Raw genomic sequence first — 16,975 nt, 5'->3', positions numbered from 1 at the left:
ATAAAATTAACCCATCCTTATTAAAACCCCAAAAATGAAAAGAAGCAGAACACTATTAGACAAAAGGAGAGATTATGTGATCAACTACCTAAATAGAAATCAAGCTAAACAAATGAAAGTTGTAGTGTCTGAACTTTCAGATACTTTGTTCCTCACAGAGCGTACTATTTATACTATTATAAATGAAGGACTCGCTACAGAGGCCAGAGCTTAAAGCACTGAAACTACTGGCTTTGAAGATCAAAAAAATTGGAAAAAGCAACCTTGAACCTTAAATTTGTACTCGATATCAAAAGCAAATTTATCTCTTGGCCAAGAGCAAAATTCAATTGAAAAACCAGTTTTTATAAACGTCCAAAAAATATCAATCTACTTTTTGGATTCCAGATTACGAATACTTTTTAAAAAAAATTAAATCATTGATAATAATAAGCTTAGCAACTTGTTACAGTCCTTTTTTTGCCTTTTTTCAAGCAAAAAAACAAAAACAAATTTTAAACAATTAAACATTTTTATATTATGAGTACATTAAACGATGTAGTGATTAACAAACTATCAGGCGGATTAGGAAGAAGAAATCCAGACCAGGATATGGTTTCAGGATTACTTTTTGACGGTGTTGCAACTACAAAATTAACAGTAAACAAAATTGAGCGCCTGGTTTCTGTAGAAGATGCTGAAGCATTAGGAATTACTGCTGATTATGATGTAAATGGACAATCAGCGTATTACCAAATTCAACAATTTTTTAGAATGAACCCTTCCGGAGACTTGTACATCATGGCATCTACAGGAGCTTCATACGCAGAGATTGCAGGAAAAGCAATGGATATGCAGGAAAAAGCCAATGGAAACATTCGTCAAATGGCAATTATCTATTCCGGAGCTACCACTTTTGCACAAACAAAAACAGCAGTCGAAACAGCTCAAACACAAGCAGAACTTGCATATACTGACTATATGCCTTTTGAAGTTATTCTGGAAGGAAAAGGTTTTGATGCTGATTCAGCTACAAGCTTAGCTGAATTTAATGCTGAAAACGTATCTGTAGTAGTTGCTATGGATGTTGAGAAAGCGCTTGAACAAAAGTTAGTGAGAGAGGACGATAATACGGTTTACAATCTGGCTCCAGGAGAGAAAGTGGCTCGAATAGAAGATACGAATGTTTTTAACGTAAGAACCAAAGATGGTTACAAAGAAGAAGATGGTGCTTTTCTTGAATTCACTTTTAGAGAGGTGTACAAAAACACAGCAGCGGTTGGTTTGGCACTAGGAGCTGTATCAAGAGCAAAAGTATCTGAAAACATTGCCTGGATCGAAAAATTTAATCTTACCGGAGAAGGTTTTTCAAAAGCAGGTTTTATTGGCGGACAAGAAATCAAAACTCTTGGAACTTTAAGCGAGCTAAACGACAACAGATTCATTTTTGCAAAAACACATACCGGTTTAGCAGGTGTTTATTTTAATGACAGCCACACTTGTACTACAGGAACATCTGACTTTGCTTATGTAGAAAACAACCGTACAATCAATAAAGCAACCCGTTTATTGCGTACTGCTTTGTTACCAAAATTAGCTTCTCCGGTTTTAGTAGATATTGATGGAAAATTACCTCAATCCGTTTCAAAAAGCTTTGAAGGATTGTGCAGAAGTGCTTTGGAAGGAATGGTTGCTAACCAGGAAGTTTCTGACTTTGATGTGTATGTAGATCCAAAACAAAACATTTTGGCAACATCAGAATTAAAAGTAAAAGCAGAAATTACTCCTATTGGAACTGCCCGTAAAATTACTGTCGATTTAGGATTCAAAAATCCTTTTGGAATCGAAAAAGCATAATTTATTGAATTTCCTATAATTCAAAAACAATAAAAATTCACCAATAATATCACCCCAATTCAATTGTTAAAAAACAAAATAAACAAAAGGTGATAGCTCCTGAACGTTATCAGGATTAATAAAAACAAATCAAGATACATATGAATAAATTACCATTAATTAACGGACAACAACACAGCTGGTCATCTATCGAAGTAAGTATTGCGGGTAACATTGTTACCGGAATTACAGCTGTAAACTATAGTGACTCAGTATCTAAAGAAAACCATTACGGAGCCGGAGATATGCCGGTACACAGAGGTAGAGGAAAATATGAGGCAAAAGCATCAATCACTTTATACAACTACGAGGTTGAAGCTATTTTAGCTGCTTTACCAAAAGGACAAAGATTACAGGATATTAATCCGTTTAGCATCATCGTAAGTTATCTTGACGACAGCAACGAAGTGATTACGCATACAGTAAGAAACTGTGAGTTTAACTCAAACAGCAGAGGAATTAGCCAGGGAGATACTAAAATTGCAGTTTCTTTTGACTTGATCTGTTCTCACGTTGAGTGGAACTAATTTGGCGATAAATTCCTAAAACCATAATTCCCTTCCCTTTCTTTGAAACCGATTAAAAAGAGAAACCCAATATCAAACGCGTTACGCAAAAAAGAAGTTCAAAAGCAACATGATTTTTGCAAGTAAACTTATTCCAGAAGCTCTTTATTAGTCCGTTTACAAAAGAAAACCTACTTCAAGAGGCTGCTTTGAGGCTATTTAACTCAAAAAAAATAACTCGGGCAGCCTCTTTTTTACCAGTGTCTAAAAAACAACCAAAAGACACCAACTATATCAGACATCAATTTCCCCTATCATACAACCCATAATAAGTTTCAAAATGGAAAACACAATCTCAAAAACTGCCGATGTCCTTGACGGAAACATTACCCAGGCACAGTTTAATCAATGGAAACACAAGCATAAAAAAGTAGTTAAACTTAGCATTGCTGATGATGACGAAACCACTCTTTTTGCTTATTTCAAAAAACCGGATATCAGTATTCGTTCTGCAGTTTTACAAGCATCGAAAATGGACGAATTTAAAGCGCTGGAAGTATTATTTAAAAACTGCTATTTGGGTGGCGATGGCAAAATCGAACAAGAAGACGATTTGCGTCTCAACATTACCACCGCATTTTCAGATCATATTCAGCCGAAACCTGTTAAAGTAGAAATACTATAGTAAATACCTTTTTGCCTTTCATAAAAAACTATCCTAATGAGTACCAGAAAACATATTATAGAACTTGAAGATACCAGTGCTTCTGAAATGGCCCGTTTTAGACAAATTATGCTTCGCATTTGGCGTCAGCAGATTGAAGATGATAAAAATGCTGGTGAAATGCTTAAATATGTTAAAAGTTCCATAGTAAAAAAACATAAAAAAGTAGTACCCCATAGTGTTGCTATTCCTAAAAAGAATAATGGACCTATAAAAGGCTATGCTACTAACGTTATAGAAGTAAAATCTTATGTTCCCGGAACTAAAACACCAGCTACATATCGTTTTAGTAAGGCTGCTGTTCATTTACTTCATTTAGTTTCAGGTGTAGATAAAAAATCAATACAAAGTACTACTTTAGAATTTAAAAAAAGCTATTTAAGCGGTGGCGGTCTGACTACTGGAGATAATTCTAAATCAGGTAATATAACATATTACAATCAAAGGGCAAACTCTCTGAGCTTTCTTGGATTAAGCGCCCATGAAGTTGGTCACTTACCTCAATTAGACGATTATGGCGGAGCAAAACATATTGCAAGGTCTGTTGGAGCTTATATTGTTGAAGCAATTATTAATCTCGATGCTATAAACGAAGTTGATGATATAAAGACGGGAAAACCTGGATACGATACTATTATACATGATTCTTCTCCACTGGAACAACAAGCAGAAGTTGGTGCCGGAATTTTTAGAGACTTTTCAAAATTTGTTGATAAACATTATGGAAAAGGAAAAAAAAATATGATTCAAAAGCTTTTTAATAATAACATAAATAACGATAAAGTTATTATCATAAAACTCGACAGATGGTGGAATACGTACAAAAAAGGAAAATATGAAAAAATTGATTACTCAGACGTTTCTGATAACTAATCTTTTTTTGCTTATTTTTTTAATGATTCTTATCTGTAAAGAGATATTTAATTGATTTATAAAATCCTAATAATTAAGTGTTTTACAGATCCATTTTAAAATGAAGTCCGGAGTACTCATTTAGCAAGAAAGTTTTTAATATTCTTAACTGCAGCACCCGTTTTTTCAGAGTCAAAAAAATGGGTGCTTTTTTTTGCTCTTTTTTAGATCGCAAAATACAAATAAGCATGCAAAAAAAACACATAAACATATGACTTAAAACAAGATAACATTAATAATAACTTTGTTATGATATCGTTTTATAGTATTTCTAATACGTATCTTACTTTTTTAAATCTGATTATAAAACAACTAATTTTTCAGCATTTATTTACGAAATTCTTTCATCTTAAATAAATCTCAAAACACAAAAAATCTTACTAAATACTAAAAAAACTGGTTGTCTTAAAACAATCAGGAAAGGTTTTTTATTCTCAAAATTTGAAATCATTAATACATACAAATATGGATCAAACAACAAAAAAACACATTGATTTGCTTCATCCTTCGGTCAGGGAAGAAGTTACCAAAATTATTGAGGAATGTGATCTTGCCTTAACCGGAAAGGCTAAAGTTCGCATTACGCAAGGACTCAGATCATTTCAGGAACAAGAAGATCTGTATGCTTTTGGAAGAACGAAACCCGGAAAAAAAGTTACAAATGCAAAAGGCGGACAATCGATTCACAATTATGGCTTTGCGGTAGATATTTGCCTCATTATTGATGGCAAAACGGCTTCGTGGGATACGGCAAAAGACTGGGATAAAGATCAAATCTCGGATTGGCAGGAATGTGTCAAAATCTTTACCAAATACAACTGGAACTGGGGCGGAGACTGGAAAACCTTTAAAGATCTTCCGCATTTTGATAAAAAAGGATATAGCGACTGGAAAGTACTCAGCAAACTAAAACGAGACAAAAAAAACTACGTAATCTTATACAAATAATCAGATGAAATATTTAAAACTAAAGCATATTGTATTTTTAATTGCCATAACTTTTGCAATTAGCTCCTGTACCTCAACCAGAACTGCACTATTTGATCCTTATTCATATCAAAAAGCAACAGAGTTAAAAGTAGAAACTTCTAAATTAATGGCTAAAGCAATTACACCTTATGTTACTCACAAAGAAGAGGTTGAAACTTTACAACTTAACATCGAAAAATTGGTCGAATACGAAAAAAACAAGCCCAATAATGATATCTCTTTTGAGATGTGGAAAATTCTAACCAATAAAGAAAAAAATCTTTTATCCGGTTTTTTCAAGCGTTGGGAAACGAAAGTTATTTTATCTACGGTTTTTATAGAAGAATCTAAAAAACAGGTTTTAGATGCTTTGGATTTACTGATTCAATATGAAATTAAAAAAGACAAAGAGGCGAAGGATGCACTTTTAGATTTAATCAACAGTAACACTTAAAATGATGAATAGCGAGCAACTTATAGAAGAGTTAAAAAGTAAACTAAAAACGATTATAACAAAAAGTTATAAAGATAATAAAGCCGAATTAGAGAAAGATTTAAACGAATTTCTGGAAAAATCCAAAGAAAAACTGGAACGCTGGATGAGTCTTTTTGCTTCCGGAAATCTTACAGAAGAAGAATTGGAATGGCTTTTAAAAAGTCAGCTTGATTTAGTGTCATTACAAGCGCTTCAAACTACCGGAATTTCTAAAATAAAGCTGAATGCTATTAAAAATAATATCCTGAAAATAATTTTTAAAGTGATTATCGACCTCATTATTCCTAGTGTTTAAAAATCCTGATTTTAATTCCGAAACAAGAATATAAAACATTAAATAACAACAATTTAAAACACAATCAACTTACTGAAACTACTGATTACTACCCCTCAAAATCTTGGTAAAAGGCAATGCATGGCGTATTTTTACAGTATCAAAACAAAACATCATCTTTTGAGTATGGCGCGCAAATTCAAGAGAGATATTAATTAATAAAAACAATAAATAATAACGACATATGAAAGATTTTATCATAGATGAAGACTTGTTAATTACAAATGGAGATTTCGCCATTAATGAGGCAGATCAGCAAAATATAGAACATCTATTGTTAAGCCAGAAAGGAAGTTATAAAGAGTTTCCTATTCTGGGAGTAGGAATAAAAAAATACATTAACAGCCCGGACGCAACCTCCAGGCTTAGACTAGAAAACGAAATAGACAAACAATTATCGTATGACAATTTTTATGTAAAAACATTAGATGTCAACGATTTACAAAACATTAAAATCGATGGAAACTATTAAACCACAAGAAAACCAAAACATTTTTGACATCTCTTTACAAGAGTATGGAAGTATCGAAAAAGTATTCGACCTTTTAGAAGACAATGACCAGTTTAACCTGACAGATGACATTTCTGTATACGAAGATTTAAAAATAGGCAGAGAAGCGTTTAAAAAGGATATTGTCGAATATTATAATTCGAGAAACTTAAAACCTGCAACGGCCATTTCTGATGAAGAGCAATATTTACTGGATAACTTCTCAGGAATTGATTACATGATTATTGAAGATGATTTTATCATTTATTAATAAATCTCTTTTGAAATTACCTCATAACAGTTATAATTTTCTGGATCATACGGTAATACACAAATCTCCTTTTTAGAAATTTCTAAAAACAAAACTACTTTTCTGTAGTCTCTACAAAAAAACATAAACAATTATCTATAAGCATATTACACATGTCTTACAGGCTAAACTATTTTAAAAAATCAAAATATGGCACGTACAATTGCTGAAATACAGAATGAAATTCTGATTGAGAAAGGGAAACAATCTTCCCTAAATGGCTTAACAGATTCATTATCAAACTCAAAGACTGCGATTTGGAAACTCTGGATTAATATCATCGCTACTGCGATTTGGGTCCATGAAAAAGTGGTAGAAAAAAATGCACTGATATCAAGACCTCACACTCTAAACTGGTATCGCGAACAGGCTTTAAATTTTCATTACGGAATGTCTTTAGATCCGGATTCGATTAACGGAATGTCACTTATCTGGAAAGATGGTTCATATCAATTTGACACTACAGACTTATCTGAAGACGAAATTGAACAGGCAAAAATAATAAAACATTGCGCTGTTAGTGAAATTGACTTAGGAACGGTGCTTAAACCAAAAAAAGAAATAGAAGAAATTTTCTCTGACTATTTCCATAATAAAGTTGGGGTTGTTTTTATAAAAGTGGCTACTGTAAAAGAGGATAAAATCTCGAGAATCGATGTACCCAACGAACTTTTTGCTTTTAAGGAATATATCGCAAAAATAAAAGATGCTGGAAACCAAGTCTACATCACATCTGATCAGGGAGATAATCTTAAATTAAGTCTTAATGTTTATATCGATCCTTTGACTATTTATATCAATCCAAAAGACGTTGAATATTATCAACTCAAAAGTTTAAGCAGGGATTTAAATGACGAAGAACAAATCAAATTAGCGGCTTACGAATTAGCCTTATTAGAAGAACCATTAGACACAAGAAACGGTTCATTAATTTTAGAAAAAGAGGTTTTTCCGATATTAGATGCAGCAAAAGATAATTTAAAAAACATTGAATTTAATGGTGCTTTTGTAAAAACATATCTGGTTGATGCTGTTCAGAAAGCAACAGGAGTAAAAATTCCGATATTAAAAAAGGTCGAAACTTCGTGGGCAACAAATCCTAGTGACGATCCTGAAAGCCTTACAGATGTTACGAATATCGAATATTTTATTCCAAACGCAGGATATTTTGATATGGATACACTTCAGGTTGAGGTCAACTACATTCCTTATACTTTCTACCGCGATAAACAATAGTCTAATATATATACAATGAAATACACCGTTTTAAAATGGGAAAAGCTATTGTTATGGCTCATCCCTCCTATTCTTAGAAAAAAAACACATTTTGACTGGCTCGATGTTTTATTGACCCCTCTTCATACCATTTACGAGGAGATTCTGTATAAAATGCAGCATACAGGTCAGGTTATTTACCTGGAGAAAGTACTGAACGACACTTATAATCCTACTAAAATCTACAATCCTAATTTAAGCACCGAACAGAAACGATTAGAAGAGTTAATTTATATAGACGAATCGGTCAAACCTGCTTTACAGTATGTGTACCTGCACAAAGAGTATTATGAGCCGGATGGTACTTTAATGATTCCGCAGTTAAAAGTTTTTAAACATGAGGAGTACAAAAACAGGAACAACAAACCTGTTTATCTCGCTCATCGTACAGATTATACGACGATAGCTTATGCGAATTTCAGAGTATTTATTCCGCAAAGTTTAATAGCAAACAAAACTATAGTTATTGACCCCAATAAAGATGAATCTGTACAATCAGAAGCTATTAAAGTTGCAAATATTGAATACCACAATTTGTTAAACTTTTATAAACTGGCTGGTAAAAGTTACGAAAGCTATTCGTATTCATCAGGAAAAATAATATAAAACAAAGACAACAAACGAGTATAAAACAACGGACATTTAAATAAATAAAAATGAAACAAGTAAATTTTAGTCATTCAGGAGGATTTCCTCTGGAGCAAGAAACTTTAGAAAGACTTCAAACTGCGTACAGATCTGAGTTATTCGAAGCTTTAAAAAGCCATTTAAGCATCGATACAGGTTATAATTATATTGTAGCTCCCGCAACTAATGCTGCAAAAGGCTGGGCTATTATTCAACAAGACGAAAATAATCTCAAAGATTCCGGAAGGGCACTACCTCAAACAGAAGGGATTTTATATCCTATTGCCAAAGGTTCTGATACTGGTTATCTAAAAACCACCAGAACTGGAACAAATCTGGTATATGGGACAGGAGTATCTCAAACTGCTTATTTTGATTATGAAGCAGAATACATCACTGAAACTGAGTATGGTAACGGGATTTCTCAAAATAGCGACGAACTAAGAATAGAATATTATGATTTGGCAAATTTTAAAATCGTAAAAGACATTCAGTCGATACAAGCTGATATTGATACTATTAATCAAACCTATCTGCCTCTGGATGGCTCAAAGGCAATGAAAGGCGATCTTGATTTAGACATTTATCAATTATCAAAATTAGACATAAGAGAATCTTCTGCAGCAAATGTAAGAGTTGCTGATTTTAGAATGGGATCAGCATCCAGACGAGGATTAAAAAATCCCGGAAACCCTTTAGGTAGAGCTTTAGTAGACAGCAGTGATGCAGCGGTTACAAACCTTCATTTAAATTATGAATCGGATTGGGATAATACCTATGTTGGAGGAAAAGTACATTTTAACAACCTAAATACAAGTACTGAAAATTTCAATGATTCTGAGAGTTCTGATAAATCTTTATTACTGATGGATGATTACAATCAAGTCGTTAAAAGTAATAACCTACTCAATTCATTACTTGGCCGAATTAGTGAATTAGAAAAAAAACCAGCAACAGCTGTGCCTATCGGTATGATTGCTATTTGGGGCAAACCGGCACCTTTTCCTGATGGCTGGGAAGAATATGTGCCTTTGAGAGGGAAAATGCCTGTGGGGTTATTTAATCCAACTATTCAGGAGAGAAGTGATCTGCTAGATGGTGACGGGGGAAATGGGCTTACTTATAACAGAGACAGTAATGGCAATGCAATATTCCCTTTTGAGACAATAGCTGATACTGGAGGACGAATAGGTAAAAAACTAACTATAAATGAAATACCTCCCCATACGCATACAGAAACCAGGCTAAAAGATAATGCAACTTCTAATATTATACATTATGAATCTGTAGGTGATGACCGTCATGCCGGATATGAAACAGTTAATTCCGGAAGTGCTGGTGGAGGTCTGCCATTTTCAATCATAAACCCTTATCGAGTAGTTTATTTTATAGAATACACAGGGGGCTTAAGCGATAAAACAAAACCAACAAATTTAATAGTAACAAACATAGATTTTACCAGTTTAAGATTAACATGGACAGCGCCAATTGACAGTACAGGGCTTAGCAATTACGTTTTATATAAAAACGGATCTGAATTTGTGACTTTAGGAAACACTGTAACTTCACATCCTGTTTCGGGATTAACTAAAGGAACTTATTATACTTTTTCTGTTGTTGCAAAAAACACAGCCGGAACTTTATCAGCTGCAAGTACTGCAAACGCCACTACAAAAGATGTGGATCCAACTATGCCAACAAACTTACATGGTGAGTCACAAGGCGAAAATAGCATATATATTTCATGGGGCGCTCCTGCAACTCCGGGTGTTCTTAACTATGAGATATACAGAAGACAAACCGGAACGACATCTGCCCTGCACAAAACCGTTCTTGGAAACATAACAAGTTATGTAGACTCAGGATCTTATAGCACTACTTATATTTATAAAGTACGAGCTATATATTCTTCGGGTACTGGTGCTTTTACGGAGAGTGAAGTTGAAGTAACAACAGATCCTATAGACATCCAATGCTTCGACGTAGAATCATTGGTAACAATGGCATCCGGACAATCAAAAAAATTAAAGAATATTGTAATTGGAGATAAACTTCAGGGATTTTCTTTCCCTAATGAAATTGATGAATCTGATGGAGATTACATGATCTGGAACGGTAAACTAAATGAAGCTGCAAAAGCAGAAGTAACTGTAGTAAACAAAATAACAAGCATACAACCCAGTTATTACGAAATTAAAACGGCAGATACAACGCTTAAAGTTACGGGACAGCACCCTTTATTAGTTAGTGAAGATGGTGAAAATGTAAAATGGGTTTGTGTGAAAAATGTTTTACCATACATGTTATTAATTGACAAAAACGGAAAAACAAAAACTATCGAATCAATTGTATTTGTAGAAGAACCTCTGGAAGTAGCACTTCTAGATGTAGAAACTGTAGATAATTATGTGATTTCAGGAATTGTTGCCCACAACAATAAACCTCTGGATCCACATGATCCACAACCATAAAAATTACAATGAACCATTTGTTACAATCTTTTGGGGTTTTATGCCCCAAAAGATTACTTAGGTTTTGATCGTGCGCATAAATCTACAGGAGAAGATTAATAAATATAAAAAAAACAATGATGCATAAAATTTCAGAATATTCAAACGAAATAAAACTATTGCTTTATGGATTTTTTATTTACTTAGAAATGGATATGGAGATTGTTAAAGTGCTGTTTTACCTCATGGTAATGGATACTTTTTTAGGCATTATCAAAACCATAGTATTAAGTAACGCTTTTAGTTTTAAAAAACTGGCTTTAGGATTTGTATCCAAATTAGCCGTATTACTAATTCCAACAGCATTGGCATTGATGAGTAAAGGACTTAATTACAACTTTAAATGGTTCGTAACCGTGGTAATGGACTTATTAATAGTGAGTGACGGAATTTCGATAATCAGCAATATTATTGCCATAAAAACAAAAAAAGAAGTAGAAAATTTCGACGCAATGACACTGATCCTCAAATCGGTAAGAGATCGATTAATACAACTCTTTAAGAAACTTTTAATTACAATAGATCCTAAATTTCACATAGAAAAATAAAATAAGTGAAGGTATTCTAATACCTTCCCTTATTTTTTATGTGCAACTTAAAATGATACAAATTAAGAGATTAAATAGTGTAATATAATGTGATTTTAAACTGGTACATTTGAAATATACTAATTTAAAAATTTCATTATGAATACTTTAAATAACAAAAACAATGTTTCAAGTGCCAGAACATCCGATAAAAAAATGATATCAAAATCAATTTCATCGAGGACAAATGAAAAAAACAGTATTGAAATAAATAAAACGAAACAAAATCTGAACACAATATAAAACGGATTGCCTGTTCGTTAACTTCTATAAACGTTATAAAAAAGCCTGTAAATTTAGTATTTACAGGCTTTTTATTTTTAAATATTGGCAATTCCACATTAAAAATCAGTCCGGATTTGCGAGTATTTTATACAACTCAGCATTCGAAATATAGAACTGATTCTCGATACTAATCTGAGAAAGCTTTGCACTCACCAGATTATTTTCACGCGAATTAATCAGGAATATGGAGCTTTCACCAAAAGAGAATAACTTTTCTTCGGAACTTAGCATTGTCATATAATCTTTTACCAGATTATCGATAACTGCTTTTTGTCTTTTTAGAGATGCAATTTCGGTTTGTTGTGCTTTTATTTTGTTTTTAAGTTCCAGTCTCTGCTGATCGATATCATACTTTAAATCCTGAATTTTTAGTTTGGCCAATTTTAGTCCCCCGCGTTCTTTTCTTAGAAAAATTGGAATACTAAAATCGATATTAAACTTGTAATCATCGGCATTAAAAGAATCAAAATAAGACGGTTCAGAAATATAATTATATCCCACATTTAACTTTGGCAATAACGAATTCGCTTTAAGTTGTCGGTTAATTTCCAGCATAGACATTTTAGTTTCCAGAGCCTGAATTTTAGGATGTGTTTCCAGTGTTTCTGAATTTACCATCATTGCTGCCGTTTTTAGCGTTTCTTCAAGCGTTTGGATTAAATTTTGTTCTGGTTTTACATTATCTTCCAATTCAACCGGAACACTTTCGATCCACAAATAATTAGAAAGATTCAGTTTTGCCTTCGCCAGTTTCAGATTTCCGTTTTCTACATTCAACTCTCTGTTTCTGACTGTAATTCCTGCTTCGACGCTGTCAATCGCGGGAGAATCTCCCAGTTCGATCAGCTTTTTTACACCTGCAAAACGCGTACTTGCAAACCCCAGATAACTTTTATAAAGCTCTGCTTCGTTATAACTTTTTCTCCATTCAAAATACGCTTCACTTGCTTTATACAAAACCTCGATTGCTCGTAACTTTCGTTGTGCATCACTTAGTTTTATCTGCAATTTTCCTTCTCTTACATCTGCCATTCGCTGGTTGATAAACATTCCCTGACCTAAGGCAACGTTAATACCCAGAGAAGTTAATCCTGCTTCAGGAGTACGATTTTGAGGGTTGTAATATTGTCCGTCGGTTTGATCAAAACCTGCCTTGATTTCGACACCATACCACGTAGGAATCTTAAAACTGCTGTTTAGCAACGAATAATATTCTGTTCCTTTAAACTCTTTTTTATTATAATCTACTTCAATTTTTGGATCAAATCCACCGCGGGCAGCCATAAGCATTGCCTGTGCATTACTCACTTCAAGATTAGCCTGTTTTACCAGCGGATGATACTTTTTTACATATCCTAAAAATTCACTGTAACTTAATTCCTCTTTAATAAAATCCTGACTGTAAGATGTTGAAAATACAAATAGAAATAAAAGAGAAAACAATTTTATCATATTCTTCATTTTATTTTTTCTCCTTTCCTTTTTCTTCTTTTGCATCTGACTTATAATAATTAGGTGGAAAACCATTTAAGTTACGCCATATTTCATACCATACAGATACAGTTTCCAGCAATGCAATACTTTGCGCACCGGCTCCTATGCTCAGTTCTTTTGGCCATTTTTCTTCTTTATTACCATCTGGGGCAATTAGAACCCTGTATTTACCGTTGGCGCTTATAAAGTTCTCAATTGCCACAACTTTACCTCCAAAGGTTCCGTACGACAATCCCGGCCAGCCTGAAAATACAATTCTTGGCCATCCGTCAAACCAAACCCTAACTCCTGCACCACGATGTACAAGCGGAAGATCGATTGGGTCCACATAAGTTTCTACCGCAATATCATAATCTGCAGGCATAATGCTTACTATTGGTGTTCCTTCTTTTATTGTTTCTCCAAGTCCCGTCAGTAAAGCACGGTTTATGTAGCCGCTTTGAGGTGCTGTGATATAATACATCCCATTTCGCATGCTGTAATTCACATATTGATTCTGTAATTTATTAACTTGGGCTTCAGTATCATATTGGGTGCTTAAAGCGGTAAACTTATCACTTCTTGATTTCGAAATTTTCTCAGAATATTCTGCCGTGATTCGGTTTATCTCTACTCGGGCATTTATAAGTTCATTTTTACTGCTTAGCAATTTATTTTGCTGTGTGATAATATAAGCCTCTGATTCCTGCAGTTTCAGTTTTTTCTGTTCTACATCTGTAAGTGGTTTTAATCCTTCTTTATTAAGTGCCGTCGAACGGGTAAATTGTGTCTGTGCAATTCTTAACTGCGTTTTAATCGCTTCAAGATCCATACTGTCGCTTTTAATTTTCAGTTGGGCTTGTTTTATTTTGTTTTGTGCTTGCTGCAGTTTTAATTCCCTTTCAGTATTCAGCGATTTTGCCTGAACATCAAGCGAACTCACTTTATCTCCATAAGATTCTACAGCCATTTTTTTAGCATCTACCTGATCTTTTGTATTTCCCACCAGATTAGGATCTAAATAATCTTCTTTTGTTTCTGAAATAAAAAGAATCGTATCGCCTTTTTTTACATAATCACCTTCTTTTACAAACCATTTTTCAACTCTTCCGGCAATGGCATTGTGAACCGTTTGCGGTCTTTGGTCTGGTTTTAAAGTAGTAACAGATCCGCTTCCTGAAATATTCTGCGTCCAGGGAAGAAAAAGACAGGCAACTGCAAAAATCAAAAACCCAATTATAATTCTGTTTAAAATTTTATAGTGTGGTCTTCTTGCAACACTGGTGATCGACGCATATTGTCCTGGTGTTATAAGTATATTATTATCTTTAGATATGTTGAGCATGATTAAAGCTTTATGTCGTTAATAATTTTTCCATCATCAATCGTGATCATACGGTCGCATTTATTCTTCCAGATGTCATTTTTAGAAGTAATAATTACCGTCCAGTTATTTTCTTCTGAAAGTAAAAAATCAACAATTTTATTCGAAGTCAGTTCGTCCATTTTATCAACCGGATCTTCCAGGAACAATATATTAGGTTTATGGACGATGCTTCGTGCCAAAAGAATTTTTTGAATATCTGATGCCGAAAGTTCACTTCCGCCCGGATGAATCTGATTTTCCAATCCGTTAGGAAAAGTTTTAATATACGGCGTAAGACACACATTATCAAGCGCCCATTTTAAATCATCATTATTAATGGTTTGATTTCCAAAAAGAATATTTTCTCTAATCGTACCAGCAAAAAGTGTATCACCTTGCAGGAATGTTCCCGCCTGTTCCCTGTAAGTATCTTCGTTAAGGCGGTTCATGTAATTATCTGTAACATACATATCACCACTTTCCGGTTCTAGCAAACCTGAAAGTAAACGTAACAGCGTACTTTTTCCTGCACCGTTTGTTCCCTTTAATATAATTTTCTCTCCCTGAGATATTTTAAGGTTGATGTTTTTTAGTGACTTTTTATTGTGATTAGGATAATTATAGGCAATACTTTCTGTCTCGATGTTAATTCCGGTGTCGCTTATTGCTGAGGTTTGCGGAATCCCGGAGATCTCCATATCTGTAACCTGACCAATTTTTTCTACCGAAGTAAGCACATCATAAAAAGATTCTAACCCGAAGATGATTTTTTCGACCGAGTTAATCAGCAATACAATAACAATTTCTGCTGCCACAAACTGCCCAATGTTCATTTGATGATGAATTACCAGAAAACCACCAATCGACAAAAGGGCAGCCGTAACAATAACTTTAAAAATGGTAAGCTGAATGTATTGCTTTTTCATTACCTGAAAATGCTTTTCACGATTATTTACGTATTGGCTTGCATAACCGTCGTTTCTGTTCAATGCATATTCGAAACCGCCTTTTCTTCGGAAACTTTCGCGGTTACGAGCGATTTCCTGAATCCAGGCTGCGACTTTATATTTGAACTTAGATTCGTTAAGACTGGTTTCCAGACCGTCTTTATACGAAAATTTAAAAATGATATATAAAATAACGATAAACAAAAGACCAATTACCGTAAAAAAGGAATGATATAAAACCAATAAAATGATCCCAAGACCTACTTGCAAAAAAGCAGTACAAAAGTCTAAAAGCAGTTTCGCCGTTCCTTTTTGAACCATTAGCGTATCAAAAAATCGGTTGGCTTTTTCAGGAGCGTATTCAGAATACATTTCCTTAAATTTAATCAAAGGCATTCTGTAAGCAAATTCAAAGGAAGATCGCACAAAAATTCGCTGTTGCAGGTTTTCAACAATCCGAAGTTGCAAAATGGTCAGAACTCCGCCAAAACCAACACCCACAGTTACCAGAAAAACCAGCACTACCCAGGAAACGCTGACTTGCCCGCTTTGAATAAAATTAATAATAGCCTGAATTCCTAAAGGCAGAGAGAGATTTACAATACCGCCAAATGCAGCATAGAATATAATTTGATAAACGTCACGCTTATCAAGCGCAAGTAAATTAAAAAAACGTTTTAATGGTGTCATGAATTTATAGTATAAATACAAGATTAATATTAGACATTAATATACGGTAAATACCATACAAAGGATTATAGAATTACTCTATCCCTATCAAAATTAAGCATTTATAAAATAGCGCGAGGTGGTCTTAAATGTATTTTTCCATAAAATCCAAACGAAAAAATGGGATTATCGATATGATTTTCCCCTTTGGAATCTATTATAAAGTATAATGGAGTTATCGAAGTATCGAGAGGAATTAGATAATCTAATAAAAAAGTTCCTTTTGCCAGTTTTGCAGTTTTGGTATCTTTTGTTTCGTAATCATCCAGTTCTTCGGGAATACCGTCGCATTTGAATATTTTTTTAAGCAAATTGCAGGTAATTCCTTTAACGGAATGAGTTTCGGAATTATCATTTATTATTTGACTAATATTACCTGATATATTAATACTGCTCAATAAAAAATAGCCAATCAGTAACACCTGAAGGCATTTACAGAAAAGATTATTTTTAATTTTATTCAGCATTATCAGAAATCAAAGTTATAGTATAAGATAAAAATCAAAATCATAAGGACCGTTTCAGCTTTGTTTTTCGATGCTGAAACAATCCTGAATTGA

18 protein-coding genes are annotated in these 16,975 nt (G+C 33.7%); 14 read left to right on the top strand and 4 right to left on the bottom strand.

The window, feature by feature from the left end; all coding sequences use genetic code 11:
- Window positions 1-34: 34 nt before the first annotated feature.
- The 14 genes from RC62_RS22875 to RC62_RS13305 all read left to right on the top strand — a co-directional run bounded on the left by RC62_RS22875 (window position 35) and on the right by RC62_RS13305 (window position 11,576).
- Window positions 35-214 (top strand): hypothetical protein, encoded by a 180-nt coding sequence (locus tag RC62_RS22875; RefSeq protein WP_110889218.1) that lies wholly within the window; start codon window positions 35-37, stop codon window positions 212-214.
- Window positions 215-519: 305 nt separating this feature from the next.
- Window positions 520-1,836 carry a DUF2586 domain-containing protein gene (locus RC62_RS13365; protein WP_055095935.1) on the top strand — a complete coding sequence of 439 codons (1,317 nt, stop codon included), beginning with the start codon at window positions 520-522 and terminating at the stop codon, window positions 1,834-1,836.
- Window positions 1,837-1,976: 140 nt separating this feature from the next.
- Entirely contained in the window at window positions 1,977-2,402 is a 426-nt protein-coding gene (locus RC62_RS13360) for a hypothetical protein (RefSeq protein ID WP_035684757.1), read from the top strand.
- A gap of 319 nt (window positions 2,403-2,721) precedes the next feature.
- Window positions 2,722-3,066, top strand: a complete 345-nt coding sequence (locus RC62_RS13355) for a hypothetical protein (protein WP_055095933.1) — start codon at window positions 2,722-2,724, stop codon at window positions 3,064-3,066.
- Between the two features lie 36 nt (window positions 3,067-3,102).
- Entirely contained in the window at window positions 3,103-3,978 is an 876-nt protein-coding gene (locus RC62_RS13350; RefSeq protein ID WP_055095931.1) for a hypothetical protein, read from the top strand.
- Between the two features lie 504 nt (window positions 3,979-4,482).
- Window positions 4,483-4,965 carry a M15 family metallopeptidase gene (locus RC62_RS13345; protein WP_055095929.1) on the top strand — a complete coding sequence of 161 codons (483 nt, stop codon included), beginning with the start codon at window positions 4,483-4,485 and terminating at the stop codon, window positions 4,963-4,965.
- Between the two features lie 4 nt (window positions 4,966-4,969).
- Complete coding sequence (locus RC62_RS13340) at window positions 4,970-5,440, top strand: hypothetical protein (protein WP_055095927.1); 471 nt, start codon at window positions 4,970-4,972, stop codon at window positions 5,438-5,440.
- Window position 5,441: 1 nt separating this feature from the next.
- The gene (locus RC62_RS13335; protein WP_245176828.1) at window positions 5,442-5,777 is read left to right on the top strand and encodes a hypothetical protein; all 336 of its coding nucleotides are present in this window, start codon (window positions 5,442-5,444) and stop codon (window positions 5,775-5,777) included.
- Between the two features lie 223 nt (window positions 5,778-6,000).
- Window positions 6,001-6,288, top strand: coding sequence for a hypothetical protein (locus tag RC62_RS13330; RefSeq protein WP_055095925.1), 288 nt, complete (start codon window positions 6,001-6,003; stop codon window positions 6,286-6,288).
- Window positions 6,275-6,577, top strand: a complete 303-nt coding sequence (locus RC62_RS13325; protein ID WP_055095923.1) for a hypothetical protein — start codon at window positions 6,275-6,277, stop codon at window positions 6,575-6,577. The genes RC62_RS13330 and RC62_RS13325 overlap by 14 nt, the downstream gene beginning before the upstream one ends.
- A gap of 189 nt (window positions 6,578-6,766) precedes the next feature.
- Window positions 6,767-7,852: a hypothetical protein gene (locus RC62_RS13320; RefSeq protein ID WP_055095921.1), complete on the top strand. Its 1,086-nt coding sequence runs from the start codon at window positions 6,767-6,769 to the stop codon at window positions 7,850-7,852.
- 15 nt (window positions 7,853-7,867) lie between these two features.
- Complete coding sequence (locus tag RC62_RS13315) at window positions 7,868-8,497, top strand: hypothetical protein (protein ID WP_055095919.1); 630 nt, start codon at window positions 7,868-7,870, stop codon at window positions 8,495-8,497.
- Window positions 8,498-8,547: 50 nt separating this feature from the next.
- Entirely contained in the window at window positions 8,548-10,989 is a 2,442-nt protein-coding gene (locus RC62_RS13310; protein WP_055095917.1) for a fibronectin type III domain-containing protein, read from the top strand.
- Between the two features lie 116 nt (window positions 10,990-11,105).
- Complete coding sequence (locus tag RC62_RS13305) at window positions 11,106-11,576, top strand: phage holin family protein (RefSeq protein ID WP_055095915.1); 471 nt, start codon at window positions 11,106-11,108, stop codon at window positions 11,574-11,576.
- A gap of 387 nt (window positions 11,577-11,963) precedes the next feature.
- Here RC62_RS13305 and RC62_RS13300 read toward each other — a convergent pair whose 3' ends face one another.
- The 4 genes from RC62_RS13300 to RC62_RS23140 form a co-directional block, all read right to left on the bottom strand.
- Window positions 11,964-13,361 carry a TolC family protein gene (locus tag RC62_RS13300; protein WP_082421304.1) on the bottom strand — a complete coding sequence of 466 codons (1,398 nt, stop codon included), beginning with the start codon at window positions 13,359-13,361 and terminating at the stop codon, window positions 11,964-11,966.
- A gap of 1 nt (window position 13,362) precedes the next feature.
- On the bottom strand, window positions 13,363-14,718 hold the full coding sequence (locus tag RC62_RS13295; RefSeq protein WP_055095913.1) for an HlyD family secretion protein: 1,356 nt from the start codon (window positions 14,716-14,718) through the stop codon (window positions 13,363-13,365).
- Window positions 14,719-14,720: 2 nt separating this feature from the next.
- Window positions 14,721-16,376: a peptidase domain-containing ABC transporter gene (locus tag RC62_RS13290; RefSeq protein ID WP_055095911.1), complete on the bottom strand. Its 1,656-nt coding sequence runs from the start codon at window positions 16,374-16,376 to the stop codon at window positions 14,721-14,723.
- Window positions 16,377-16,477: 101 nt separating this feature from the next.
- Entirely contained in the window at window positions 16,478-16,726 is a 249-nt protein-coding gene (locus RC62_RS23140) for a hypothetical protein (protein WP_245176827.1), read from the bottom strand.
- Between the last annotated feature and the right edge of the window lie 249 nt (window positions 16,727-16,975).

Origin of the sequence: Flavobacterium aquidurense, from assembly GCF_001404985.1 — a bacterium.
In the GTDB taxonomy this organism is placed as follows: Bacteria; Bacteroidota; Bacteroidia; order Flavobacteriales; family Flavobacteriaceae; genus Flavobacterium; species Flavobacterium aquidurense_B.
The sequence above is the reverse complement of the archived record's forward strand: the minus strand, read 5'-3'. Positions and strand labels throughout refer to the sequence as shown.